The sequence below is a fragment of the Caulifigura coniformis genome, from assembly GCF_007745175.1.
Lineage (GTDB): Bacteria > Planctomycetota > Planctomycetia > Planctomycetales > Planctomycetaceae > Caulifigura > Caulifigura coniformis.
In genome coordinates this window covers 994904-1021431 of record NZ_CP036271.1, presented here as the reverse complement: position 1 = coordinate 1021431, position 26528 = coordinate 994904, and the positions used below count along the sequence as shown (strand labels likewise).

Here is a 26528-nt window from a genome sequence, read left to right as displayed (position 1 = left end):
GGTCGTTGCCGACGCTGCCAGCGTCGGAATAGTCATTCCGGCAGTCCGCAGACGCTGGCAGCGTCTGCCACGGAGTGGTGGGAACCCGCTTTCGGGTCACCCGGCCGCATTGCCGGGCCGCGGAGTCGTCGCAATCGCCTGTTCGATCGTGAAGGCACGTTCGTAGAGGGCCCGTCCGACAATGACGCCAACGAGCTTCGGGTGATCCTTCTGGATCGTGACGAGGCGTTCGATGTCCTTCAGCGACGTTACGCCGCCGGAGGCAATCACTTCCGGGCCGAGCTCGGACATCTTCGCAAGGTCGGCCAGCGTTCCGTCATCGATTCCCTGCATCATGCCGTCGTTGGCGATGTTGGTGTAGATGACGGTCTGGAGGTTGTAATCGACAAACTGTCGGATGAGGTCGGTGGCGGCGACGTGAGAAACTTCGAGCCAGCCGGCCGTGGCGACGAACCCGTCCCGCGCATCCAATCCCAGCACTGCCTTGCCGGGGTACTGCTCCAGCAGGCGGATGTACCACGCCGGCTGCTTGAGGGCCTGGGTGCCGATGATGACCCGCTCGACACCGATATCGTTCAGCAGCAGCTTGACGGCATCGTCGTCGCGGATACCTCCGCCAACCTGGCAGGGAACGTCGACCGCCTGGACGATCGAGCGGATGGCGTCGATGTTGACCGGCTTGCCGGCCTTGGCCCCATCGAGGTCGACGAGATGGAGACGTGTGGCGCCTCCGGCGACCCACTGCTTCGCCTGTGCGGCGGGGTCGTCGCTGAAGACGGTTTCCTGGTTGTAGTCGCCCTGGCGCAGCCGAACGCAGCGGCCTCCGCGAAGGTCAATGGCGGGGAGAATTTCCATAGTCGGGGGAGTATAGCAATCGATCGTGCCGGTCGCTTACGTCGCGAGTCGGAACGCCGCTATAACGGATGCCCCACAACTCGGGAGTGAACCATGGCTGCGTCTCGGCTTGGTGTCTGTTGGGCTTTCCTCGTCGTCGTTCTCACGGGACGGCTCTCCAGCGCCGCCGAGCCCTGGGCCGATCCGAAGCAGGTCATCAAGCCGGGTCTGGAACTGTGGCTCGATACGGGCCGGCAGCCCGAGGCGCGCAAAGCGAAGGGACTCCCTGCGCTGAAGCCCGATTCGCGCATGGATGCGTGGCTCGACGCCTCGGGGATGGGGCGCGATGTGAAAGCTCCGAACGACCAATCGGCTCCGACGTGGACCAGCGTGGCGGGCGTGCCGGTCGTGCGGTTCGACGGCATGGACGATTGCCTGAGACTCATCGACCAGAAGGCCGAGCTTGATTCACTGACCATTTTTCTCGTCGCGATTCCGCGGACCAATGCCGGGGGGTTCCGGGGCCTGATGGCGCTCAACGCGCGGGACCAGCGCGACTGGCAGAGTGGACTGACGATCGACCAGGGGCCGTCGCCTTCCACCGTGTTTGCGGAACTGAATATCGAGGGGAAAGGCTTCCTCGGGGCGAGGAACCTGCTCAAGAAGCCGATTCCGTTCGGGGCGGCCCAGGTATTCGAAGTGCGTTCGGATCGAGGCGAGCGGACGATCACGCTGACCGTGGATGGCGTGAAGGCGGGGGAACGACCGCGCGACGGCGGACCGCTGAGCATGGATGAGATCACCGTCGGAGCGAGGTTCTATACGAACGAACCGGGTCCGCAGATCGCCCGTGGGTTCGGGCAGGTCGACATCGCCGAAGTGCTGGTGTTCAACAAAGCCCTGGACGACTCGTGGGGCTCGCTCGTCCGGGGTTACCTGATGTTGAAGTACGGCGACCTGATGACGGCCACGAGGCCGCGCGTGGGGACGCCGCTCGCGACGGTCGAGAATCCTCCGGCCGTGCAGGTGCTGGAGCCGGGCTTCGAGGCGTTCGAACTGCCGCTCGACCTGCCGAACATCAACAACATCAGCACGCGACCAGACGGCAAGACACTGGCAGTCGCCTACAACGGCGACATGTACCTGCTGTCGGACGCCGACGGCGACGGCCTCGAAGACAAGGCCGACAAGTTCTGGGACAACCAGGGGCGGATCGTGTCGCCGATCGGGATGGCGATGACTCCGCCGGGATACGAGAAGGGCTTCGGCGCGTTCGTGGCGGGGAAGGGAAAACTGTCGCTGGTGGTCGATACCAACGGCGACGACGTGGCGGATGAGGAGATCGTCGTCGCGAAGGACTGGCCGCCGATTCTCCACAATGTCGATGCCCTCGGGACAGCGTTTGATCCGCGAGACGGGAGCGTGTACGTCGGCATCGGGCATCGGAACTTCACGAACGGCTACCTGACCGACAAAGAGGGGAAGGCCCACTATTCCCCCTCGAGCGAAGGGGCGGCCATCCTGAAGATCGCTCCCGACTTCTCGTCGCGGGAGGTGTTCGCCTCGGGTGTGCGGTTCGCCGTGGGGATGAAATTCAACTCCGCAGGGGACCTGTTCGCGACGGACCAGGAAGGGGCCACATGGCTCGCAAACGGCAACCCGTTCGATGAACTGCTGCACATTCAGAAGGGCCGGCATTACGGGTTCCCGCCGCGGCATCCAGAGAAGCTGCCGGGGGTGATCGATGAGCCGAGTGTTTACGACTATGGGCCGCAGCATCAATCGACGTGCGGGTTCTGCTTCAACGAGCCGGTGCAGGCGGGTGGGCCGATCTTCGGGCCTGACTCGTGGCGTGGGAATGCGATTGTCACGGGATATTCGCGGGGGAAGATTTACCGGACATCGCTTCGAAAGACGGAACGGGGCTATGTCGCGAAGAACTCATTGTTCGCGTGCCTGCAGAAGCTGACGGTGGATGCGTGCATCGACCTGAACGGGGCGTTGCTGGTGGCGACGCACAGCGGCGGGCCGGACTGGGGAAGCGGACCCGGGGGGCGCGGGACGCTCTACAAGATTCGATACAGCAATCGAGATCTGCCGCGACCAGTGCTGACGTGGTCGGCCGGGCCAGATGAGGTGAAGGTGGCCTTCGACAGGCCGCTCGATCCGGCATGGCTGAAAGGGGCGGCGGCGAAGACTTCCGTGCAGTATGGGGCGGCGGTGCGGGCGGGGGACCGGTTTGAAACATTGCGGCCGGGGTATGCGGTCGTCGGGGCGCAAGTCGTCGCGCCGCGGTTTGAGCAACCGGCGCGGTCGTTGCAGGTTTCACCTGATGGCCGGACGCTGACGATTGTCACGGAGCCGAGCCCGGGTCGCGTGGCGCATGCCGTGACGTTGCCGGCGTCGATCGTGGGGCCGTCGCTGAGACCGACGAAGGGCGCGATCGAACAGCGGGCGGATATTGACCTGGATTACTCACTGGAGGGACTCGCCGCACGGTGGACGGCGAGCGATGGAATGGTGAGGTGGACTGGCTGGCTTCCGCATTTTGATCTGGCCGTGTGCCGAAAGGTGACGGTCGGAAGCAAAGAACACGACGAACTCTGGGATCTGTTGAAGCAGTCGGGCGAACTGCAGATCTATGGTCACGTCGACCTGCCCAACATGTTGCGGCCTGCGGTGCAGCCCGGGTCCAAGATTGATTACGCGTGGCCGGAAGAAGTCGTCACGCTTCACTTCGAAGGTTCCGGACGGTTGGGCGTCGGCAAATTCGAATCGACGGGAATCAAGGTTCGGCGACCGAACGAACCGGGCTTCATCGATCCCAACAAGTGGACGAAGGAATCTCTCGAGTTTTCCGGCGACCTGTCGAAGCCGGTGAAGCTGGACGTCGCTCTCGCAACCGGCGGTCAGGAGCCAAAGCTGACCGTATTCTGGAACACAAAAGAGGACGACCGCCTCCGCGCGATGCCGCTGCGTCGATTTTATGTTCCGTGGTCTGAGGAAGACTCGACCGAGCTCGAGGCCCAGGTCGCGAAGAAGGTTCCTGAACTCGAAGGCGCCAGCTGGGCCAACGGCCGGAAGGTGTTCTTCGGGGCCGATGCCGGCTGCTCGAAGTGTCACAGCGTGCATGGGAAAGGAGGCCAGGCGGCTCCCGATCTCTCCAATCTTGTCCATCGCGACTTCGCCTCCGTGATGCGTGACATCAACACGCCGAACTTCGCGATCAACCCCGACTTCACGACGTTCCAGATCGAAACGAAGTCGGGGAAGGCGCTCTTGGGGACGATCCGCAGCGTCGGGGAGCAGCTGCATGTGACGGACACCAAAGCGAACGTCGAAGTGATCGACCGGAGCGACATCGAGCAGATCGTCGCGCAGAAGACGTCGATCATGCCGGTCGGAATCCCGCAGTCGCTGGGGCCCGAGAAGACCCGCGACCTGCTGGCCTATCTGCTGCTGGCGCCCCCTTCGATGCCGAAGGATGCCAAGGAGCCGCCGCCTCCGCCGCGGAAGAAGGCCGATGTGGAAGCGCTGCTGCAGGGGGCGCCGGCCGATGCGCCGGCCGCGAGGCCGATGCGGGTTACACTGGTGGCCGGCAAGAAAGATCACGGCCCGGGCGAGCATGATTACCCGGCCTGGCAGGTGGCGTGGAAAGAACTGCTCGGGTCACTCGACCAACTCGAAGTGGCCACGGCGTGGGAATGGCCGGCCGAGGAAGACTTCGCGAAATCGGACGTGCTCGTGTTCTACCGTCACGGCGACTGGTCGCCCGAGAAGGCGAAACAGATCGACGCGTTCCTCGCCCGGGGCGGTGGGCTGGTCTACATCCACTGGGCCGTCGATGGAGGCAAGGAGTGGGACGACTATTCGAAACGGATCGGGCTGTCGTGGGGGCCGGGGGCGAAGTTCCGGCATGGGCCGCTCGACCTGCAGTTCACCCGTGGTTCGCGCCATCCGATCGCGAGGAACTTCGACGAAGTTCACCTGGTGGACGAGAGCTACTGGAGGCTACGCGGGGACCTCTCAAAAGCGACGGTGCTGGCGACCGCGCCGGAAGAGGATGAACCGTGGCCGCTGTTCTGGACGCTCGACCACAACCCAGGGCGGGTGTTCGTGTCGATTCCCGGGCATTACTCGTGGTCGTTCGATGACCCGGTGTTCCGGATCCTGCTGCTCCGCGGAATCGCGTGGACAGCGAAGGAGCCGGTGGACCGGTTCAATGACGCGGTGTATCCGGGGGCCGCGGTTGTCGACTGAGGGGAAGAGAAACGCCAAGTCTCCAAGACGCCAAGAGTCTTCACGTCCTTGGCGTCTTCGCGTCCTGGCGGTTCAACAAACCTCGCGCTCAAAACCTACTTTCGCTTCGGGCGGTAGATGTGGGTGGCCTGGGCGAACGCGCCTTCGGCGGATTCCATGATCGTTTCCGAGAGCGTCGGGTGAGCGTGAATGCTCTCCGCCAGGTCGCGGGCGACGGCGGCCGTTTCGACGGCCAGCACGCCTTCGGCGATCAGCTCCCCGGCTCCCGGGCCGACGATGCCCATGCCGAGGATGCGTTCGGTCTTCGGCTCGAAGAGAACCTTCGTGAGACCTTCCGTACGTCCGATCGCCTGGGCGCGACCTGAAGCGGCCCATGGGAACCTGACGACATTCACCTCAATGCCCTGCTCCTTCGCCTGGGTCTCGGTCAAACCGCACCAGGCGACTTCCGGATCGGTGTAGATCACGGACGGGATCGCGAGGTTGTCGAACTCGGCCGGCTCGCCGAGGATCACTTCGACGGCGACCTTGGCTTCACGGGTCGCCTTATGGGCGAGCATCGGTTCACCAGCGACGTCGCCGATGGCAAAGATGTTCGGATCGGCCGTCTGCATCTTCTTGTTGACCTCGACGAAGCCGCGGTCGGTGACCTTGGCCTTCGTGGTCTCGAGGCCGATCCCCTTGCCGTTGGGAACACGGCCGACGGACAGCAACACGCGGTCGAACGTCTGCGGCGACTCGACGCCTTCGCCTTCGAGCTCAGCCACGATGCCCTCGGGCGTCGCCTTGAGACTCTTCACCTTCGTGTTGACGTGGATGCCGGCGAACTGTGTGGCCAGTCGCTTCTGGAGCGGGTTGACGAGGTCGCGGTCGGCCCCGGCGCAGATGGCGGGCAGCATTTCGACGACGGTGACCTTCGACCCGAAGCAGGCATACGCCTGGCCCAGTTCGAGGCCGATGATCCCGCCGCCGATGACGAGCAGCTTCTTCGGGATGTCGGCCAGCTCGAGGGCGCCGGTCGAATCCATGATCCGCGGATCGCCGAGGTTGAACATCGGCGGCATCGCAGGTCGGGATCCGACGGCCACGATGCAGTAGTCGAAGCTGAGCTTTTCGGTCTTGCCGTCGGCGTGCTTGAGTTCGGCCGTCGTCGAGTTCAGCAGCGAACCTCGGGCCTGGATCAGCTTCACGCCGCGGGCGCGGCAAAGTTCCCGGATACCGCCGGTGAGCTTGCCGACGACGCCGTTCTTGAATCCGCGGAGCTTGTCGAGGTCGATCTTCGGTTCTTCGAACGTGACGCCCAAGTGGGACGCTTCGCGCGATTCGGTGATGAGCTTGGCGACATGCAACAGGGCTTTGGAGGGGATGCAGCCGCGATTCAGGCAGACTCCGCCCGGCTGCGGGTCCTGGTCGACGAGCGTGACGTCCATGCCGTGATCGGCCGCTTCAAAGGCGGCGGGGTAGCCGCCGGGGCCGCCGCCGAGAACGAGGAGTTTCTTCTTGCCGCTGGAGTCTGCCATGGGTTGCGCTTCGTCGTTCGTTGAGACTTCGTCGTCGTCGGGAAAACCGGGGAGGATAGGGAATCGTAGGGCGGGACTCCATTGCTTCCAGCGTACGGTCCGGGAGGGTGATTCGCCCGACGTGAGAATCGGCGGAGCGGCATCGGCATTGGCCGGTGCCTCGGGCGTTGGAGCGACGGCTTGGATTGCGCTGGCGGAGGCGGCGCCACACGGCCGCGCGCAACCTCATCCGTCCGGGTAGAGAGTCTGTACTTTGGGAACGCGAAAGACGCGACGGATCACCCGGCGAGACGGATGAGAGACGGGCTCAGGAACTCGTCACAGGTGTCACACATGTCACAGGTCGGGAATCCCAATGGTTCAGACCAGTTTCTGCGGTCACAGGTCCTCGTCACAGGTCTCCCGTTGAAAAGCCCGGCGGCGAGCGCGGCCGCTCACACCCGGTACGGGGGCCTCGATTTCAATTGGGGCGGACGACGGGGTTCAGGAGGACGACGATGACGGCGGCGGTCATCAGGGCCGCGCCGAGGAGGCGGCTGATGAAGATGAGACGGCCGAGCGATTGTTCGCGGTTTCCGAACCAGTGGCCGACGAGCCAGACGATGACGACGCTCCACATGCCGCGGGCGCTGTAGAGGACGTTGGCGGTGGTGGCGTGGCCGAAGAGCGCGATGGGGGTGACGATCAGCAGGGCCTGAGCGGCGAGGCAGAGGGCGCCGCCGATCAGCCAGGGGCGGGATGCGGGGGAAGCGGCCGGGGCGGAAGAGGTCCAGGGGCGGAGGAAGGCGGTGTAGAGGGCGACGAACGCGAGCATGGTCGGCAGAAACCGGCCGGTGCCCCAGGCCGGAGCAAACTTCTGCACAAGGACATCAAACAGCGCGTAGGAGAAAGCGGCATACGCGGCGATGGCGATGGTCAGGTTCGCCCGTCGGCGCTGGTGGCCGGGAGAGATGTTGAGGAGCGCGACGGCGATCGAGCTGAGGATGGCCGCGGTCCAGAGAGCAGGCGTGGGCCATTCGCGGAGGATGAGAGCCGTCAGGGCTGCGACGAGGACCATCTTGATCCCGAGGACGGGTGTCGCGAGGGAGACGTCGCCGACCTTGAGGGCGAGGACGGTGCTGACCTGGCCCGAGACAAAGAGCAGGCCGACAAGGGCGGGCTGCCAGATGTGGTCCCAGCCGGGAAAAGTTCCACCCAGCAGCAGCAGCGGCTGGAACGCGACCGCAGCGGTCCAGTTGCAGGCGCGGATTGTCTTCCACGTTTCCCCGCCGGATTCGCCGACGCGTTTGAGAAACAGCGCGGCGAAGACGTAGACGATGCCGCCCAGGAAGGGCATCAGGTAAGGGAGGGTGAGCAGCGCGGACACGAATGGAAGGGCGAGCGGCCGGAGTAAGCCGGCCGATGGAGGGCAGAAAAGGGTGAGTCGCTCGTGGGGTCGCTCAGGAGGCGTCCGCCCCCTGCCCGCCCGTTCCGACCTGTGCCTGCTCGCCCGTCACGGACGGGGATTCGGCCGCATCCTCTTCGCGCTGGGATTCCTTCAGGATCGCGGTCAGCTGGCGGATCAGTTCGGTCAGCCCCTGGCCGGTAGCTGCGGAGAGGAGCGCGACGGGCTTGCCGGTTTCTTCGCGGAGGAGGTCGGCGAGGGCCTGGGCATCGGGAAGTTCGGACTTGGAGACGAACAGGAGTTCGGGGCGCTGGGCGAGCTGCTCGTCGTAGAGGCGCAGTTCTTCGCGGATTTGTTTGTAGTTCTGGAGGGGATCGGTCTGGTCCATCGGGTCGGGCTCGACGAGATGGACGAGGACCTTCGTGCGCTGGACGTGCCGCAGGAACTCGTGGCCGAGGCCGATGCCGGCGTGAGCGCCCTCGATGAGCCCTGGAATGTCGGCCATCACGAAGCTGAAGTCTTCCGCCACGACGACGACCCCGAGGTTGGGGTACTTCGTCGTGAACGGGTAGTTGGCGATCTCGGGGGTGGCCTTGGTGAGCCGGCTGAGGAGCGTGCTCTTGCCGGCGTTCGGCTTGCCGATGATGCCGACATCGGCGATCAGCTTCAGTTCCAGGAGCAGCTCGCGCTCTTCGCCCGGCTTGCCGGGTTCGGCTTCGCTGGGGGCTCTGTTGGTGGCCGTCGCGAAATGCTTGTTGCCGCGGCCGCCCCAGCCTCCCTTGCAGACAACGAGCGTTTCACCGTTCTTCTGGAGATCGCAAATCAGCTCTCCCGAGTGGGCGTCTTTCACGAGGGTGCCGGGGGGGACGTAGATGTAGAGGTCTCCGCCTTTCCGGCCGGAGCAGAGAGCGCCGCGGCCATCGCGGCCGCTGTCGGCCGTCCAGTGGTGGTGCCCCTGGATGTTGGAGAGGCTTCCGAGGTTTCGCTCGGCCTGGATGATGACGCTGCCGCCGTCCCCTCCGTCTCCGCCGTCGGGGCCGCCGCGCGCGATATGAGCTTCACGGCGAAAGCTGGCGCAGCCGTTTCCACCGTCGCCGGCTTTGCAGTGAATGTTGACGCGATCGACGAACATGATTGGAGACGGGTTAAAGGCGAAAGGTGGAACGATGGATGGGAGCGGGGCGTTGGCCGTTCATCCGACCTGTCGGCCACCTTCTCCCCGAATGATAGCGGGATGGGACGGAGGGGGCTGTGGGCAGGGAGAAGTCTTGTGACCGGCGTGCGATGACACCCGGTGCAGGCTGACGCCCGTTCTTCTCTTTCAATCGCCCGGCGGCTCGGTGTCGACGTCGTGCCATTTCATGGCCTGATCCATCGGTTCGATCCGCAGGACGACGGCGCCCCCCTGGAAGATGCGGACGGTGCCGGTCGATTCGGAGACGGCGATGGCGACGGCGTCGGTCGTCTTGGAGATCGCGGCGGCGGCCCAGTGCCGCGCGCCCAGACCTTTGGAGAGCGTCAGGCCTTCGGACTTGGCGTCGAGGATCCGGCCGGCCGAAATGACATAGCCATCGGACGAGATGATGAACGCCCCATCAATCTGCGCGAGTTCCTTCACGCTCTCCCGGACACGCGGATTGCTGACGGCGCGGTCCTTCTTCTGGTAGCCGCGGAAGGGATCGTGCACCCCTTCGTGCGACATCGCGAGGATCTTGCGGTGATTGCCGACGACGAAGAGCGTGCCGACCGGCTTGCCTTCGCGTCCTTCGCGGCCGATCTCGACGGCCAGATCGACAACGCGGCGGAGGGTGCCGAGGGGGACGGTCGTTTCGAGCCGCTGGAGGTCGCGGGTCGTGAGTTTGGCGAGGTGTTCGGTGAGGCTGATGACGCTGACGGAGTCGATGTCTTTGCGATCAAAGCTGGAATAGAGGGCGACGACGCAGGCGCCGGTGGGGACGAGGTCGTCGGCGATGGCTTCGATGAGTGCGACGCTGAGCTGGACCTGCCGCGTCTGCGGCTCGTGGCTGAGCATGACGCAGGGGAGATCGTCCTCGGCCGCAGCCTCCTGCACCTCGGGCTTGTGGGAGGTGATGATGAAGCGGGTTTCGGTGAAGACCTTGCTGATGGCGGCGAAATCGAGCGGAACTTCGGCCAGCATGAGGACTGCCGCGGCGCGGACTTCTTTCGCGATGTCGCGGGCGGACCGGACAAGGGCGTTGAGCTGCGGATTCGCTTCTGCGCGCGGCATGGCGTCGAATCAGGCGGCGGGTGGCCGCACTCGGGAGGAGAAGCCGGGCCATGAATGGCCATCGAGGCTCCGAAGTCTAGGCAAAAGGCTGACGGAAGCAACTTGGAGGGGGTCGGAAACGGTGGTCCGGCGAGTTTCCGCATGGGTGAAAGTGAAGCGGACCTCTTGCCGCGGCTCCCCCGGGAGAGCGTTCTGCAGCCCGCCTCCCCTGCCCTGTTGGAGCGGGCGCGACGCATCTTTCCGTCTGGCCGCGTTTTCCGCGATTTGTGAGAATCGGGCTTCTTGTGACCCCGTTGACCTCTAAATCGGGACGAACGGCGATGCCAATCCCCCGCCAGACTGAACCTGTCCGCAATCCCCTCGCCTCGTCGTGGCGGGCCCCGAAAGGGCTTGTTGCGGCCCTGCTGTTCTGTGGCGTTTTTGCGATGGAGACGCCGGTCTGCGGACAGGCGCGGGACATTTACGCCGATCCACGGAACGTGATGGTCGACGAGATGATCGCGGGAGAAGGGATCAAGGACGAGCGCGTTCTCAATTCGATGCGGACGACTCCGCGACATCTGTTCGTGAAGTCGACTCTGAAGAGTCTGGCTTATACGGACCAGGCGCTCGACATCGGTTTCAAGCAGACGATTTCTCCGCCGTTCATCGTGGCGTATATGACGGAGGTTCTCGATCCGCAGCCGACCGACCGCGTGCTGGAGATCGGGACGGGGAGCGGCTACCAGGCGGCGGTGCTGTCGCCGTTGGTGCAGGAGGTGTTCACGATCGAGATCGTCGAGCCGCTCGGGAATCGCGCGAAGGCTCTTCTGAAGCAATTGAAGTACGAGAACGTGCACGCACGCGTGGGCGACGGCTACCTCGGCTGGCCCGAGCAGGCGCCGTTCGACAAGATCATCGTCACCTGTTCGCCCGAGAGCATCCCCAAGCCGCTTGAAGAGCAGCTGAAGGAAGGGGGAAAGATGATCATCCCCCTGGGAGAGCGTTATCAGCAGGTGTTCTACCTGCTGGAGAAGAAGAACGGAAAACTCGAACAGACGCGGCTGTTGCCGACGCTGTTCGTGCCGATGACGGGCCAGGCGGAACAGGGACGGCAGGTGCTTCCCGATCCGCTGAATCCGAAGGTGGCCAATGGAGGCTTCGAGGAGGACGTCGACGAGAACGGGCAGGCCGACGGGTGGCATTACCACCGCCGCGCGCGGCTGGATGAGGAGTCGCCCGGTCGGGACAAGCGCTCACTCAAGTTCGAGAATCCGGAGCCGGGGCGGACGTCGCATGTGCTGCAGGCGTTCGGCATCGACGGGACGCACGTGACGGGGCTGGACGTGCGGGTGATGCATCGGCAGACGGGCGTTGTCTCCGGGCGGAACAGCGGGGAGCAGCCGGGGTTGGTGATCCACTATTTCGATGGCCGGCGGCTGCCGATCGCGCAGGCGGTTGTGGGACCGTGGACGGCCAATACCACCGAGTGGACCGAGAGCACGAAGCGCGTGCCGGTTCCGCGGGAGGCTCGCGAGGCGATCGTCCAGTTGGGGCTGAATGGGGCCGCGGGGGAGCTGTGGGTGGATGAGGTGCGGGTGACGCCCGCGCGGTGAGGTGGCTGGTCGGGGTGGATTGGGGGCCAGGGGCTTCCTGCCCCTTGCTCGGCCGGGAGAGGTGTTCTTCGAGCCGGAGCATCGGGCGGATGCTGGATGTGGTGTCCGGTGGCCATGCTTGATGGATGAACGGCGTTCAACCCCAAGAAGCATTTGCCTGCGAGCGGGTGAGCCGAATTCCTTGGCTAATCGGGATTTGCGCGGCGAATCGAGCCGTTTTGAGTGATTGGGCACAGGGCGTGCGTTTGGGTTGCTTCACAAACCAAAGCACCGCCGGGCTGCACCCCGCGCTTCGATTCCCGATCCGAGCCGGATCCACAGACAAGGAGACCAGAGATGTTACGCCGAATCATGATGGGTGGAGCCCTCGCATCAGCCGTGGCAATGACGGGCTGCGGAACCTCGCAGCAGGATGTCGCCGACGCCCGGCGCGAAGTCCAGGAAGAACGCCAGGAAGGGGCCCAGGAAATCGCGGAAGCGCAGCGCGAGGTCCATGAAACCCGGAAGCAGACGTTTGACGACAGCCACAAGGACCTCCGCGACGCCCAGGAGAATGTCCGCGAGGAACGGAAGGAAGCAGCCAAGGAGATTCGCGACGCCGAGAAGGATCTGCATGAGACCGAAGCGGCGGCCGCCGAGACGGCCCGCAAGGAACAGGCAGACCAGGCGGCTGACGCCGCGAAGGCCCGCCAGGAATCGCAGAAGCATATGGACGAAGCCGCTGCTGCTCAGCAGAAGCTGAACGCCGCGGAGAAACGTCTCATCGAAGCCGAGGCAAAGCTGACGGCGGCCAAGCAGGCGAGCGACCAGGCGGCGATCGACGCCGAACAGAAGAATGTCGACCAGGCCCGCGAAGACGTTGACGACGCGAAGCAGGAAGTGAAGAAGCATCAGGACAAGGCGGCCGAAGCCGCTGCCCCTGTGAAGAACGTGCCGGTTCTTCCGAGGCCTTGATCGGCCTGTTTCAAGTTGAGAGTCACTCCGGCGGCTCGCGCCTTTCCGCCAGGCGCGGGCCGCTTTTCATCCATTCGTCAGGAAATCGAGTTCTGCACACATGCAAATTCTCAGCTGGATTGTGTTCGGCCTGATTGTCGGAGCGATTGCCAAGCTCCTGTACCCGGGGAACAAGAAAACGGGATGCCTGAGTACGATTGCCCTGGGGATCCTCGGCTCCGTGGTTGGCGGCATCATCGCCAAGCTGATCTGGGGAGGCGATGAGATACAACCGCGCGGTCTGGTGCTTTCCGTGATTGGAGCGCTGATCGTGCTGGCGATCACAACTCGGATGGGGAATCGTCGACTGCCATGATCGATCGGTGATCGTCGTTGCCCTGTCGCTCCTGCGAGCGACAGGGCAGATTCTGTTTCTGCGCCGTGAGATTCTCCGCCGGGCCATGAGGTCGGATCGATCCCGCACGCCACCTGCTGAATGGTGGCCGACCATTTTGCTGACACGGCGGGCGCTCTTATCCACGGGCCATTCGCTCGTTTTCCGGGGTTTGCGCTAATTCTCCCCGGTGGCACATGTCTTGCGATTGGATTTGTTCTCCTCATCCCTCTGATCGGAGAGTCGCCATGCTTCACTCCCTCCATGTGGCCTTCACGCTGACAGGGCTGATGTTGCACCTGTTCGCGGGCGCGGAAACGAAATCAATGTCGGGACCGATCATGTCGGTTTCGGAATCGCAGGTCCTCATTCAAAAGGGGACGGAGTCGGTGACCTTCTTCGTCACCAGGGAGACGAAGGTTTCGCTGAACGGCAAGGAGGTGAAGGTCAGCGAGTTGAAGATGAACGACCAGGCTGAACTGTCCGCCGTGGAGAACGGCGATGGCACCTTCAAGGCCCTGACGATCAAGGCCACACGTTCGGACAAGCAACCGACCGTGCCCCGTTAACTGATTCCGCACCGCGTGCGGCAAGGAGAGGTTCTGTCATGCAATCGACCCCACGACGCGATCCCAAGAAATTCGCCCAGCGCACGATGGCGGCGGCCATCGCCGCGGCGGGAATGATGGCGTCCGGCCTCGCGGCGCAGGCGCAGACCACCGGCGGTGGAATCGGCGCGGCGGTGAATCCGAGCCCGGGCGCAGCGGGCGGAATTCCGACCCAGGGAACGACTGGCACGACGGGTGGGACCGCGACTTCGGGCGTGGCCTCGCCGACCGCTCCGGCGAACCCGGCTCGTCCTGGCAGCGGTCCGGGCATCAATAATACAGGGTCGCCAGCGTTGCCCGTGCCGCGGAACCTACAGGCGCCGATTGGCGGCGCGACTGGCGGGCCGCGCGGTGCGAATGGCACGAGTCGGATTCCCGGCAACACGGTTCCGCGCGGAAACGCGGCCGGCGCCGCGACCAACGGCCTGAACGGGGCCAGCGTTCCTCAACCGACGTCGCCGATCAACAACGGGCCGCGGTCGAACGACAACAGCGTGCCGCGCCTGCCGGGGAACACGCGCCCCGGCGTCACGCCGACCACGCCCAACACAGGAGTGGCCAATCGCCGCCCCGGCGCCAATTTCCGGACGGGGACCATTACGAACTTCACCGGCAACAGCGTCTCGTTCCGGGAGGGCGCGAACACCTCGACACTATCGATCTCGCCAGACACGGTCGTCCAGATGGACGGACGCAACATCACACTCAGAGACATTCCGGCGAATTCGCAGGTGCGCGTGGAGCGCAGTCCTTCGAATCCCAATCTGGCCCAGCGGATCGTCGTTGTGCCGCAAGGGACTGCGGGCGGGACTTCGGTGAACACGCAGACGGGCACGGGTTCGACCGGCAGCGCGAACCGGTCGCTGCCCAGCAACGACCTGAATGCGGCGACTCCGAATGCCACGACGCCGGGAAATGACATCAACGCGGGGACAGCGAATGCCTCGACGCCCGGGAACGACCTGAACGCGCCGGTCGCCAACAATGCCGACAGGTCGAATCGTCCGCTGGCCCCCGGCCGGAATCCGGCCGACCAACCGCTGGCTCCGTTCACGCGTGGCAATGACCAGCCGCTGCAGGCCGGCTTCAATGAGTCGAACGCGCAGGGGACTTCGCAGCAGCGGCAGCCGGGAACGACTGACAGCAGCCGGTTTCTTGGTCCTGTCGGGGGCCTGAGAGATCAGGCCGGCAGCACGAGCAATGCTGATCCGCGGCGTTCCTCGGACACGGGGAAGAACGCGCCAGTGGTGCTTCCTGACAATGCAGCGACGGGACAGAATCCACGGGTCGTGGACGGTGAACCGCGTCCGGACAACGTCCTGTTTAACCGCGAACTGGGCAATCGTCTCGGAATGCAGATGACTGCGGCCCAGGGTGGGCTGACGGTCGGGACGGTCAACCAGCAGTCGCTGGCAGGAAGAAGCGGACTGTTGAGTGGGGACCAGATCCGGTCGGTCAATGGCCAGCCGGTGACGACGACGGAGGACTTCGGCCGCCTGTTGCAGTCGGGCGTCGAGCAAGGGCCGATCACCGCCAGCATCGTGCGGGATGGAGCGGCTCGTGACGTCAGCCTGTCGTTGCCCAACGGGTTCTTTAACGGCCTCAATGTGCCCGCGGCTGTAGGCGCTGGCAACATCGCCGTGGCTCCGGATGGAACCGCCGGAGTGAATGTCGGTGGAGCGTACGTGCCGGCGACTGGCGAGGTGAACGTGGGGACGAACGCCGCCACGGCCACCGGAAGCGCAGCCGCATCGGTCGGTGGCGCACCGGGCCAGGCCGTCGCACAGCAGCCGGCGGCTCCCCGCAGCCGGCCGCTCGATCCGCCTGTCGGCACGCAGCGTTCGCCGATCACCACGGAAGCCCTGAAGGTTCCGGACGTCGACCTGGGGTGGACGCTGAAGGCGACTTCCGAAGGCGTGGTGATGTCGTCGCTCGTCGATGACGGCCTGGCGGCGAAGAACAAGCTGGAGCCAGGGGACCTGATCGAATCGATCGATGGACGGCCGGTGACATCACCGGGAGCGGTGTCGTACGAACTTCATCGCCATCCTGCGGGGGCGACCGTCGACTTCACCCTGCTGCGCAACGGACGGCGGACGACGGAATCGGTCACGCTTCCGGAGAGCCACAAGCCGCTGTTGTTAAACCAGACCGAGAGCTTCGGCCAGGCGAACAACGCCGCCAAGGAGCAGGGTGGTTCGGGGGCGAGCCCGGTTGAGCTCAAGCCGACCGAAGAGTCGCTGCGGAGGCTGGAAGCCGAGAACAAGGCGCTCAAAGCGGAGTTGGAGGCCTTGAGGAATCCGAAGAAACCTTAACGGTCGTTCGGACGCGGATTGGAAAGGCCGGCCGGCCTCGCCCAGGCCGGCCTTTCGTTTTGTAGGAAGTCAGCGCCCGGAAATCCGAGGCGAACGTCGTTTTGCGGGGGCGGCCTCTCGACCGTCGAACGGAATGCCTGATAAACTGAAATGGACCTCCGGGCGGCGCGCCCTCCGCATTCCGGCAGGGCCCTCCACACCATCCCTCCTGCTTCGTCTGGCCGGTGTTATGACGGCTGACCGCTTCCACTGGTCTTTGAGCTTCGGTCGCCTGTCGGTCGTCATGACCGCCGTGCTGGCAGCGACCGTCTCTCTCCATGCGGCCGATCCGACGGAAGCGTTCCTCAAGACGCATTGCCTCGAGTGTCACCAGGGGGATGCTCCGGAGGGAAAGCTCGACCTCGAACGGCTGTCCCGCGACATCACCAACCGGGAGATCGAACGCCGCTGGGTGCGGATTCATGACCGACTGAGCTCCGGGGAAATGCCGCCCAAAGATGCGGCGCAACCTGCGTCGGGGGACAAGGCCGCATTCCTCGAAGTGCTCCAGGGAAAGCTTGTCACATTCCGGGAAGTGGATGATCGCGAGAACGGACGTGTGCGCGGGCGCCGGCTGACGCGTCGGCAGATCGCCACCACGCTTCAAGACCTGCTCGCCATCGATGCACGACTGGACGGGTTGCTGACGGAGGACGCGCCTTCCGACTCGTATTCGACCGTCGCGGACCGACAGACCATCTCCCATTTTCATCTGGAAGATCACCTGCGGGCTGTGGATCGCGGATTGGACGAGGCATTCCACCGCGTCCTCAGGGGCGATTCGCAGCTGCTGCGCGAGCTGACGGCGGAACAGATTGTCCGCAGGGATCCGCGTCGACGGACGCGCGAGCCGGAGATGAGGGACGGGCTGGCCGTCATCTGGTCGTCGGGTCTGATTTTCTATGGTCGCATCCCGGCGACGACCGCGCCCGAGGAGGGGTGGTATCACTTCAAGCTGCGGGCGAAAGGATTGAAGCTGCCGCAGACCGGCGGCGTGTGGACGACCGTGCAGAGCGGGTTGTGCGTTTCGAGCGCGCCGCTGTTGAACTCGGTGACCACGTTCGAAGCCACGGAGGAAATGCGGGACATCGAATTCGACGCCTACATGGCGAAAGGGGAGATGCTGGAAATCCGTCCGGGGGACGTGACCCTCAAGCGGGCGAGATTCCAGGGGGGGCAGGTGGGCGTGGGCGAAGGGGAGCCGCAGGAGGTTCCCGGCGTGGCCATGGAGTCGCTGTCGATGGAGCGGGTTTACAGTCCGCCGGCGGACGTGACAAAGGAAGCGCTGTTCGGCGACCTGGAAGTCCGACCACGCGCAGGTGCGGATGCGATCGTCGTCAGCAAGAGCCCGGAGAAGGACGCCGAGACGCTGCTCTCCGCGTTCGCCGAGCGTGCGTTCCGTCGTCCCGTCAGCAAAGACGAACTCGAGCCGTACCTGGACCTCGTCCGGCAGGCGCTGAACGACGACGAGTCGTTCGCGGGCGCGATGCGCATGGGTTACCGGGCGATCCTCTGCTCCCCCCGGTTCCTGTATTTCTTCGAAGCTCCGGGTCCTCTCGACGATTACGCCTTCGCCGCCCGGCTGAGCTATTTCCTGACGGGGACTGCGCCCGACCGGGAACTGAGGCAGCTCGCGGCCGAAGGGCGGCTCAAAGAAAAAGACGTGCTGCGGGGCCAGATCGATCGCCTGCTGGAGGGGCGCGGCGTCTCGATGTTTGTCGCCGACTTCTGCGATGAGTGGCTGGACCTGCAGACGATCGGATTCACCGAGCCTGATCCCAAGCTGTACCCCGGCTTCGACTCGATCGTGCAGAGCGCGATGCTCAACGAAACGTGGATCACGATCGAGACGATGATCCTGGAGAACCGCAGCGTTTCCGAGCTGATCAAGGCCGATCACACGTATCTCAACAGCCGGCTCGCGCGGTTCTATGGAATCGAGGGGGTCGAAGGGGATGAGATGCGGAAGGTGACCGTGGAGCGAGGCTCGCATCGCGGGGGGATCATCACGAACGGCTCGGTGTTGAAGGTGACTTCCAACGGCTCAAGCACATCGCCCATCATCCGCGGCATCTGGGTGGCGGAGCGACTGCTGGGGATTCCGATTCCTCCGCCACCGGAGAACATCCCGGCGATCGAGCCCGACATCCGCGGCTCCAAATCGATTCGCGAGCTGCTGGCGAAGCACCGTTCGCAGGATTCGTGCGCGACGTGTCACGTGAAGATTGATCCGCCGGGGTTCGCCCTGGAGAACTTCGATCCCTCGGGGCGGTGGCGTGAGCGCTATCTGCGGCTGGCGGATGGACGCCGGGAGAGAGGGGCCCATGTCGAAGTGGCCTATACGCTTCCTGATGGGCGCGAGTTTGAGTCGCTGGAGGAATTCCAGACGCTGGTCGGCGCGGACGCTCGGGTGCTGGCGGTGAATCTGGCGGACGAACTGCTGACGTATGGGACGGGGGCGGCGGTGTCGTTCGCCGACCGGGCCGTCGTCGAGGCGATTGCCAACCAGGCGGCGGAAAGCGGATACGGATTCCGGTCCGTGTTGTACGGAGTCATCGAGAGTCCGACCTTTCAGAGCAAATAGCTGAGGACAACCGGGATGTCACACCGAGTGAACTTTGGATTTGGCCGGGCGCTCGACCGTCGGACCTTCCTGCGCGGAACGGGAGCCGCCCTGGCGCTTCCGTGGCTTTCGGCGATGGACCGGGCGTTCGGAGATGAAGCGAGGAAAGAGGAAGCGCCGAGGCGGTTCGTCGCCATGACGCTCGGACTCGGGCTGCATGCAGAGAACCTCAATCCATCCCAGGCGGGACGGGGATTCGAGACCTCGATGTATCTCCGGCAACTCGAGGACATGCGGGAGCATTACACGGTCATCTCAGGCACATCGCATCCTGGCGTCTCCGGAGGGCACCGGGCCGAAGCGAGCCTGCTGACAGCGGCGCCGATGAGCGCCTCGGCCCAGAGCAAGAACTCGATCTCGCTCGATCAGCTGCTGGCGAAGCACATGGGGGGCAAGACGCGGTTCCCGTCGATCGTGCTGGGGCTTTCCGGAAGCAACAGCCCTTCGTACACGGAGAACGGTGCGATGATTCCGGCGATCGATTCTCCGGCCGCGCTGTTCACGCGGCTGTTCATCGACGACTCGCCCCGCGAACGCCGGAAGCAGGCGCAGCGGGCCCGCGAGGGGCAGAGCGTGATGGATCTCGTGGCCGACGACGCCAAGTCGCTCGAGCGACAACTCGGCGCCGGCGACCGGCAGCGGCTGGACGCGTACTTCACGAGCGTCCGCGAGCTGGAGCATCGCCTGGTCGAATCGGAGGCGTGGGTGAACAAGCCGAAGCCGAAGGTGGATGTGACCAGGCCGGTCGACATCGGCAACCCGAACGACTTCGTGGGGAGGCAGCGGCTGATGAGCGACATGGTGCGTCTCGCGCTCTCGACCGACTCGTCGCGGTACATCACGCTGCAGCTGGGCGGTTCGGGCGGCGTCGTGCCGATTCCGGGCGTGGAAGAGGGCTATCACAACCTGAGCCACCACGGGCTGGATGAAGAGAAGCTCGCGCAGCTGGCCCTCGTGGAAACGGAAATCGTACGGGCGTGGGGAGACTTCCTCCGCGACCTGCAGACGATCGACGAGCCGGGCGGGTCGCTGCTCGATCACACGGCGGTGCTGCTGACGTCAAACCTGGGCAATGCCTCGAGCCACGACAACCGGAACATGCCGGTGCTGGTCGCGGGAGGAGGCTTCCGGCATGGGCAGCACCTGGCGTTCGACCGCAAGAACAACTACCCGCTGCCGAACCTGTACCTGTCGCTGCTGCAGCGGCTGGGCCTGGAGCGCGAGAAGTTTGCGACGAGCACCGGGACGATGACCGGACTGGAGATTGCGTGATTCGTCGCGGGGGAGACCGCGGAGCCGTGTCTCAGAAGGAGCGGATGAGACGGATGGCGGCTTCGGGAAGCGAATAGTCCTTCGTGAAGTTGACGCCGGCGCCCGACTGCAGCATCCAATGGTCGGAGATCTCCCAGTGAATCTGCGGGATCACGAGCCAGGTCGCGCCTCCGCTGAGTGACTGTGCGTAGTCGGTTTCGACTCCGAGCGTGATCTGCTCGTTGAGATCGTAGAACAACGACGCGTTGACCAGTCGTTCCGTCCGTTCGGCGACATCGGGTCCGTTGATCTCCGTCCGCAGACCGACCATCGCGAGCATGCTCCAGCGTTCGTCGAAGCGAAGTCCTGCGAGATAGAGGAATGTGGGCGAGTAGTGGGCGCTGTGGATGTCGTAGAGCAGGATCGCCTGGGTCCCGTGGATGAATTTGTCATCGAACGCGGTCCCGAAGGTGACCTGCACAGCCGCCTTGTAGGCCGCCAGCTCGTCTCCTTCAAAAGGCAGTTCGAATTCGACGGCGACGCCGTCGGCGATCGCATACTCGATTTCGGGAGCCCATTCGGGGTCGTGTCGTTCGCCGGGAACGAGCCCGATGGGGTTGGGAATCTTGTTGAGTCCCACCCTGCGGTTGAGCGGGATGAGACCGAGCACGTTGATCTCGAGTTCTCCTTTCTTCGCGCCGAGCGGGCGGACGAGATCGAAGACCATGGGCTCGGGGATTCGCGGATGGTGGGATTCCGCCCCTTTGTCTTCGGCGCCGATCGCGTCGAGCCAGCGATCCTGGGCCGGGTCGTCCTGGACGGGGAATAGATGGCCCCAGAATCCGGGACCGTCCGCAGCGTTCGCGGGGAACGCGCCTGGCCCGATCAGCGTCAACACGACGGCCGCGACGACGAACAGTTTGCTGAGATGCGGAAGTATGACGAAACGCATGAATCCGGAACGAACGACTGGCGATGGAATGCCCCTGCGCAGAACAGACGGGCGAGGTCTGCGCGTGACGTATCGCCGGAGGAAACCGCGGGACAAGCGGGACGGTCGACAAGCGGCGGCGACCCCGCAGATTTCGCGGCAGTTTCGGCCGGAAGATGAAGTCAGGATGAACGGTGGCCTGGCGAAGCAATCTGGCCGAGGGCAATCCCGGAGTCGCCGGTCAGTATTCCCAGCTCATCATCGCGCCGTTGATGAAACGTTCGGAGTCGAAGTGGTCATTGCGCGAGGCGAAGCGGTCGTAGTTGGAGTAGAGAGCGGCCGACAGGCCATCGTCGAAGTATTTCCGCAGCTCGGCCCCGGCGCGCAGCACATGCGTATTCCGCGAGGGTGACTCGGGGAAGTCAGGATAGTTGCGGTAGGCGTATCCGCCGCGGAGCTTCAGGTTCAGCCCCGGCGTGAGCACGATGATCGACTGCGAATAGATACTGCTGGCGTAGAAGCGGTAGATGTCGCCATCGGTGTTGACGTTCTGGAAGTCGGAGCCGATCCGGAAGCTTCGCCAGAAGAGGTCGCGGTTCACGAAGTCGTGCACGGCGCCGAGGGTGTTCGACCAGCCGTCCTGCGACGTCTGTGACGGATCAACGCCGTCTTCCGCGATATTGTTGTTGTCGATCGAGTAGTACCAGGTCGTGGTCTGGACGGGGGTCCAGAGCGCGGACGCTGAGAACGCCAGTGAGTGCCGTTCGCCGAAGCGTTTCCCGCCGAACTCATCGTAGTCGAAGATGTAGGCCACGCGCGGCTTCACCATGACGGGGCCGGTGTCGAACAGGGATTCCGCCCACAGGCCGGGCCGGTAGCTTTGCAGGTCGTACTGGTCGAGGTTGCGCTCGTTGAGCGTGAAGTCGGTCTCGAACGACGGACCGAGCCGCAGGACATCACTGTCGATCGCGGCCCAGCGCAGGGACATCGATCCCATGCCCTGCGCGCTGCCGCGCTGCCGGCCGCTGAGTTCGCGGCTGGAGGGGGCGAGCGTGACGTTGCTGTTGTACTGTGCGTTGAGGTCGAGGCGGACGTCGAGGGCGTCGTCCCAGCCGGGCTCTTCGTCGGTGATCTCCGGCGCGATGAGGGGGCGGAGGTTGGAGCCATCAAACGTTCGCAGCTCGTAGGACGCCTGCTGGACACCGCCGTCTTCAGCCGGGAGTTCCTCGATAAGCGATTCGGCCTGGGACGCGTACTCGCTCTCGGGGGCGATCGACTGGACGCGCTGGAGGGCCGCCCGGGCGGCGGCGTGATGGCCGAGATGCGAGGCGGCCTGGCCGTAGTCGAAAAATGCGGCCGCGCTGAGCTGGTCGAGGGTCACGGCGCGTTCGAGCGCTTCCATGGCTCCTTCCCAGTCGCCGCGCTGCATGCGGAGGCGGCCGAGCATGCGCCAGGCCGCTCCATCTTTGGGTGATTTCCCAACCCTGACTTCGAGGTCTTTCTCGAGGGGGTTCGGCGCTTCCAGCCGCCGGGCCGAGCGTTTCGCCGATTCATCGAGCAGCCCCGGGGGAGCCTCGGCGCGAACGAGGCCCGAACCGAGCATCGCCACTGCAACTGACGCGCAGCAAAAAAGCGATGGGAGCCGTCCTGAACGGGCCAGGCTGGTGCAGAAGGTCTTCAAGCGGGAGCCCTGGAAGGACGGAATCAGCTCGACAGTGGGGGCACGAAATCACGGCAGGACGGCATCATCAGCGGGGGGCATATATGCCGATAGAAAGAGCAATCTCAAGCCATGTTTCCTGACCGTCACAATCCCCCGGGCGGAAATCCCGGGAAAAGCCGGCGCCTCTTACCCGGATTCACAAGAGGATCGAGACGACCGGCAGGAGTTGCTTTTCGGGACGTGATCGGGCGGGCTCCCGATTGCGGTTTTGTGATCTGTCAGGGCATGCTCGATTCCCCCACATGATGTGGCCCCCCCTTCTCCTGCATGGAGGTGATGTATGAAGAAGTTCCGCTTCGGATTGCTTGCCGCCGCTGCCCTGGTGACCCCCGCATTCGCCGATGACACAGCGCCGGCGGAGAAACCGCCGATCTGCCCCGTGGTCGAGGCGGCCGTCTGCAATGAAGCCCGCTGCGCTCACGAACGAGGCCACGAGAACGAAATCGTGACCACGATGATGGCGATTCCTGAAGGAGAGGCGCCCACGGATCCGGGCCTCGATCCGTCCGTCGTCTACATGACTGGAGTGGTGGACGACTCCGCCGGTCCGACGCGCCATCAGGAAGGAGAGAACTTCCGCGACCTTTCGACGATGAACACGATGTCGATGGGATCGGGCGCGCGGTTCGAAGGATTGACCCAGGTGGCGGCGGAGCGGCGCGGGTTCGGCTCGGAGCGCACCGGCGCGAGCGACAGGAGCAGTTTGAAGTCGATGTTGTTCGGCAAGAAGGAGGCCGCTTCGAAGACGACGCTCGTCGCCAACGAACGGGCCCGGATGCAGAAGATGGCAGATGTCGACCAGCTTCGCGACAAAGCGCTGAAAACGAGAGACGCGAAGCTCCTGTCCAGGGCAGACGCGATGGAGAAGGAACTGAAGGCCGGCGGGAAGGCCTCGGGCAGGATCTCTCTCTTCGGACGGAAGTAGGACGCAACCTGGCCGCCTGCGACAGAGGATCGGCCGACGTGATCGTCCCTGAGAAGAATTGATTCAGACGCGAATCCGGGCCCTCCGCTGGGGAGTCCGGATTCGTCTGTTTCGGTACACTTTCCGATCTGTTCCGATCACTGAATTCGCATGAAGACGCCCGAATGATCACGACCGCACCCGCCCTTCTTGTCCTGTGTGCCGCCCTGTCCGCCAGCCCGCCCGAGATTGTCGCCCACCGCGGAGAATCGGCCGATGCTCCGGAAAACACGATGGCCGCGTTCCGGCTGGCGTGGGAGCGCAAGGTCCCGGCGATCGAACTCGACGTTCACCTGTCGAAGGACGGCAAGCTCGTCGTGATTCATGACAAGGACACGAAGCGGACAGCGAACGTCAAGAAGGTGATCAAGGAGTCGACCTGGGACGAGCTGAAGGACATTGACGTCGGAGCCTGGAAGGACGCGAAGTACAAGGGAGAGAAGCTCTGCATTCTTGAGGATGCGCTCGCGACGATCCCCAAAGGGGCGCGATGCTTCATTGAGATCAAGGTGGGGGCGGAAGCGACGCCGGCCCTGGTGAAAGCCGTCAAAGGCAGCGGCAAATCGAACGCCCAGCTGTGCGTGATCAGCTTCCAGGCCGACGCCGTGGAAGCCTCGAAGAAAGCGCTTCCGGACATTCCGGCCTACTACCTCGCCAGTTTCAAGCAGGACAAAGAGACGAAGCAGTGGACTCCGACCATTGAGGAAGTGATTGCGACGGCGAAAGAGATCAAGGCGGACGGCGTCGACCTGTCGTACAAGGGGCCGATCGACGAAGCGCTCGTCAAGAAGGTGCGTGACGCGGGGCTCGGACTGTATTTCTGGACGGTCGACGAGGAGGGGCCGGCCCGTCAGCTCGTGGAGCTGGGGGCGGACGGAATCACGACGAACAAAGGCGAATGGCTGGGGAAGATTCTCTCCCAGCCGGCCGGAAAGTAGTGTTGAATGGCGAGGAGAGCCCCGGACCGGCGGAGTTGTCGGGATGCCTCCGGGCCGGCGTTTCTCGGGGCGTCCGGGTCTCGGATCGCGTGCGGCAACGGCAAGTTCGACCGGTCGGGGGGCGTGATTGGGGTTCTGGAAAACGGGGAGGCCCGTCGCCATTGACCCCCCTTGACCCGCCGCTAAAATCCGCGGTTCCTCCGAACCCGGCCAGCCGGCCCGCGTCCCTTCCGGACGCAGGCCAATTCCCGACAATGGCCGGACGAGTTCGTTGGAATCCCATCGGGATGTAGCTCAGCTTGGCTAGAGCGCTACGTTCGGGACGTAGAGGTCGCAGGTTCAAATCCTGTCATCCCGACTTGATGAGACGAGAAGCCCTTCGACGATCACATCGAAGGGCTTTCTCATTTCACAGACGAGAGTTGTGTCGACCAGCGTGAAGTTCAAACAGACGATTTCGAGGATTCGGCGCTTCGCAGAGTAATCCGCCGTAAGCCACTTCTCCCGGAGCGTTTGCGAAAGTTCAAACACTTTCGAGGCCAACTCGCCGATCTCGTCCCTCGAACGATCGAGAGCATCCATCTGCAACTTGATCGTCGCCAGACGGTCACGGAGTTCCGTCCCCTTCTTCGCAAACGTGTGTTCGTCGATCTGATCGTCCAGCCGCAGATTCAGCAGGCGGTCTTGCTGGGTGACAATCAGCGACTCCTGGCGAACCAGTTCCTGACGTTGGGCGATCGACTCTGCTTGAGCATCACGAGTCTGCGAGCTGAGAACCGCTCGGAACCACTCTCTGACCTCGTCGTTTTCGATCCGCATCTTGTCGAAGACTGCGAGCATCTGCCGGTCCAGATCGGCCTCCGGAACGCGCGTCCTCGGATGGCCCGGCAGCGAGTAGCGGGCACAGCGGTAGTAGACATGCGTGCGTTCCCCTCCGTTCTTGAGCCGCTTGATCTTCCGTTCCCCCGTGATCGGTCGCCCGCAATGACCGCAGCGAATCAGTTCGCCCGAGAACGTGAGGGCATGGCAGTGATAGTTCGCTCCGCCCAGAAGTGTCTGGACTCGATTCCAGGTGGAACGATCGATCAGCGGCTCGTGCTTTCCCGGCAGCCACTGACCACGAAACTCCAGTTCGCCGATGTAGGCTCGATCCGAAAGAATCGTGTGGATCGAGCTTCGAGGGAAAGTCGGGCTTGAACCGCGAAAGGCGCGCCCTTCCCCGTTGATTGCGGCGACGACGCCGTCGAGCGTCAGGTTCTCGTAGGCGTAGAGATGAAAGATCCGGCGGACGTTGTCCGCGGGAATCGGATCGATCTCAACGATTCCGCGACCTTCGCGCCGAACATTGCGATAGCCATAGGGAGCCTTGCAGACAAACCACCCTTCCCGAACCCGGCGTGCGAGCCCCTCGCGAACATCGACCGACTGCTGCTCGGTGTAGAAGCTGGCCATGTTGGCCAACGTACGCCGCATCATACGACCAGCCGGATTGCTTTCGGTTGGTTGCGTGACGCAAATGAACGGGACGTCGTACTCGGATTCCAGGCGCTCGATCTCGACAAAGTCGAACAGGTTTCGAGCGGCCCGGTCGACCTTGTAGACGAGAAGGCCGTCCAGTTCCGAGCAATGCTTTTTGGCGTAGGCAATCAACTCGCGGAATGTCTTGCGTTCGTCGGACTTGCTGGCCGTCTCGGCGATCTTGAACATCCGCACGATTTGACCGTGGTGCTGTTCGGCGTACCGTTCAAGCGCCTCGACCTGAATGTCGAGCGAGAAGCCCTCGCGCTCCTGTTCGCGGCTACTGACACGGGCGAGTGAAACGAATCTCTTCATCGGAAGCTCCGAAACTCACTGCTGGCCCACCCATGGACCAGTTTCTCGATCGTGCAAGCGACGATCAACTCGCTCCCTCCGCACATTCGGATCCGAGGGAGAGTTCGAGTCGTCGTTGCCAACGGCCAGCCCTAG

At 64.0% G+C, this 26528-nt stretch carries 18 protein-coding genes and 1 tRNA gene; 11 read left to right on the top strand and 8 right to left on the bottom strand.

From position 1 onward, the window contains the following. Positions 1–96: 96 nt before the first annotated feature. Positions 97–855, bottom strand: a complete 759-nt coding sequence (gene hisA, locus Pan44_RS04055; protein WP_145027503.1) for a 1-(5-phosphoribosyl)-5-[(5-phosphoribosylamino)methylideneamino]imidazole-4-carboxamide isomerase — start codon at positions 853–855, stop codon at positions 97–99. Positions 856–948: 93 nt separating this feature from the next. On the opposite strand from hisA, the gene Pan44_RS04050 reads away from it, so the two are divergent. Continuing rightward, positions 949–5094, top strand: a complete 4146-nt coding sequence (locus Pan44_RS04050) for a ThuA domain-containing protein (protein WP_145027501.1) — start codon at positions 949–951, stop codon at positions 5092–5094. Between the two features lie 95 nt (positions 5095–5189). Here Pan44_RS04050 and lpdA read toward each other — a convergent pair whose 3' ends face one another. From lpdA to Pan44_RS04030, 4 genes are all read right to left on the bottom strand, one after another. Beyond that, positions 5190–6614, bottom strand: a complete 1425-nt coding sequence (lpdA, locus tag Pan44_RS04045) for a dihydrolipoyl dehydrogenase (RefSeq protein WP_145027500.1) — start codon at positions 6612–6614, stop codon at positions 5190–5192. Positions 6615–7074: 460 nt separating this feature from the next. Further along, positions 7075–7980: an EamA family transporter gene (locus Pan44_RS04040; protein ID WP_145027499.1), complete on the bottom strand. Its 906-nt coding sequence runs from the start codon at positions 7978–7980 to the stop codon at positions 7075–7077. 73 nt (positions 7981–8053) lie between these two features. Further along, a complete protein-coding gene (gene obgE, locus Pan44_RS04035) occupies positions 8054–9130 on the bottom strand; it encodes a GTPase ObgE (RefSeq protein ID WP_145027496.1) in 1077 nt (358 codons plus the stop codon). A gap of 189 nt (positions 9131–9319) precedes the next feature. Beyond that, on the bottom strand, positions 9320–10246 hold the full coding sequence (locus tag Pan44_RS04030; protein WP_145027494.1) for a DNA integrity scanning protein DisA nucleotide-binding domain protein: 927 nt from the start codon (positions 10244–10246) through the stop codon (positions 9320–9322). A gap of 320 nt (positions 10247–10566) precedes the next feature. Between Pan44_RS04030 and Pan44_RS04025 the strand changes: the two genes are divergently transcribed. The 7 genes from Pan44_RS04025 (at position 10567) to Pan44_RS03995 (ending at position 20025) form a co-directional block, all read left to right on the top strand. Further along, positions 10567–11841 (top strand): protein-L-isoaspartate(D-aspartate) O-methyltransferase, encoded by a 1275-nt coding sequence (locus tag Pan44_RS04025; protein WP_145027492.1) that lies wholly within the window; start codon positions 10567–10569, stop codon positions 11839–11841. Positions 11842–12177: 336 nt separating this feature from the next. Continuing rightward, entirely contained in the window at positions 12178–12795 is a 618-nt protein-coding gene (locus Pan44_RS04020; protein ID WP_145027490.1) for a hypothetical protein, read from the top strand. A 100-nt stretch (positions 12796–12895) separates the two neighbouring features. Beyond that, on the top strand, positions 12896–13150 hold the full coding sequence (locus Pan44_RS04015) for a GlsB/YeaQ/YmgE family stress response membrane protein (protein WP_145027488.1): 255 nt from the start codon (positions 12896–12898) through the stop codon (positions 13148–13150). A 266-nt stretch (positions 13151–13416) separates the two neighbouring features. Continuing rightward, positions 13417–13737, top strand: a complete 321-nt coding sequence (locus Pan44_RS04010; protein WP_145027486.1) for a hypothetical protein — start codon at positions 13417–13419, stop codon at positions 13735–13737. A 38-nt stretch (positions 13738–13775) separates the two neighbouring features. After that, complete coding sequence (locus Pan44_RS04005; RefSeq protein WP_145027484.1) at positions 13776–16091, top strand: PDZ domain-containing protein; 2316 nt, start codon at positions 13776–13778, stop codon at positions 16089–16091. Between the two features lie 133 nt (positions 16092–16224). Next, complete coding sequence (locus tag Pan44_RS04000; protein WP_145027482.1) at positions 16225–18714, top strand: DUF1592 domain-containing protein; 2490 nt, start codon at positions 16225–16227, stop codon at positions 18712–18714. A 15-nt stretch (positions 18715–18729) separates the two neighbouring features. Further along, positions 18730–20025, top strand: coding sequence for a DUF1552 domain-containing protein (locus Pan44_RS03995; protein WP_145027480.1), 1296 nt, complete (start codon positions 18730–18732; stop codon positions 20023–20025). Between the two features lie 31 nt (positions 20026–20056). Here Pan44_RS03995 and Pan44_RS03990 read toward each other — a convergent pair whose 3' ends face one another. Beyond that, positions 20057–20956: a hypothetical protein gene (locus Pan44_RS03990; RefSeq protein WP_145027478.1), complete on the bottom strand. Its 900-nt coding sequence runs from the start codon at positions 20954–20956 to the stop codon at positions 20057–20059. A gap of 220 nt (positions 20957–21176) precedes the next feature. Beyond that, positions 21177–22538 carry a tetratricopeptide repeat protein gene (locus Pan44_RS03985; protein ID WP_145027476.1) on the bottom strand — a complete coding sequence of 454 codons (1362 nt, stop codon included), beginning with the start codon at positions 22536–22538 and terminating at the stop codon, positions 21177–21179. Positions 22539–22938: 400 nt separating this feature from the next. Here Pan44_RS03985 and Pan44_RS03980 point away from each other — a divergent pair, with 400 nt between their 5' ends. The 3 genes from Pan44_RS03980 (at position 22939) to Pan44_RS03970 (ending at position 24918) form a co-directional block, all read left to right on the top strand. Next, the gene (locus tag Pan44_RS03980) at positions 22939–23583 is read left to right on the top strand and encodes a hypothetical protein (RefSeq protein WP_145027474.1); all 645 of its coding nucleotides are present in this window, start codon (positions 22939–22941) and stop codon (positions 23581–23583) included. 164 nt (positions 23584–23747) lie between these two features. Beyond that, positions 23748–24560, top strand: a complete 813-nt coding sequence (locus tag Pan44_RS03975; protein ID WP_145027472.1) for a glycerophosphodiester phosphodiesterase — start codon at positions 23748–23750, stop codon at positions 24558–24560. Positions 24561–24843: 283 nt separating this feature from the next. Next, a tRNA-Pro gene (locus tag Pan44_RS03970) sits at positions 24844–24918 on the top strand. Here the strand turns inward: Pan44_RS03970 and Pan44_RS03965 are convergent. Beyond that, on the bottom strand, positions 24900–26393 hold the full coding sequence (locus Pan44_RS03965; RefSeq protein WP_145027470.1) for a recombinase family protein: 1494 nt from the start codon (positions 26391–26393) through the stop codon (positions 24900–24902). The two genes, Pan44_RS03970 and Pan44_RS03965, sit on opposite strands and share 19 nt — an antisense overlap. Positions 26394–26528: the final 135 nt, after the last annotated feature.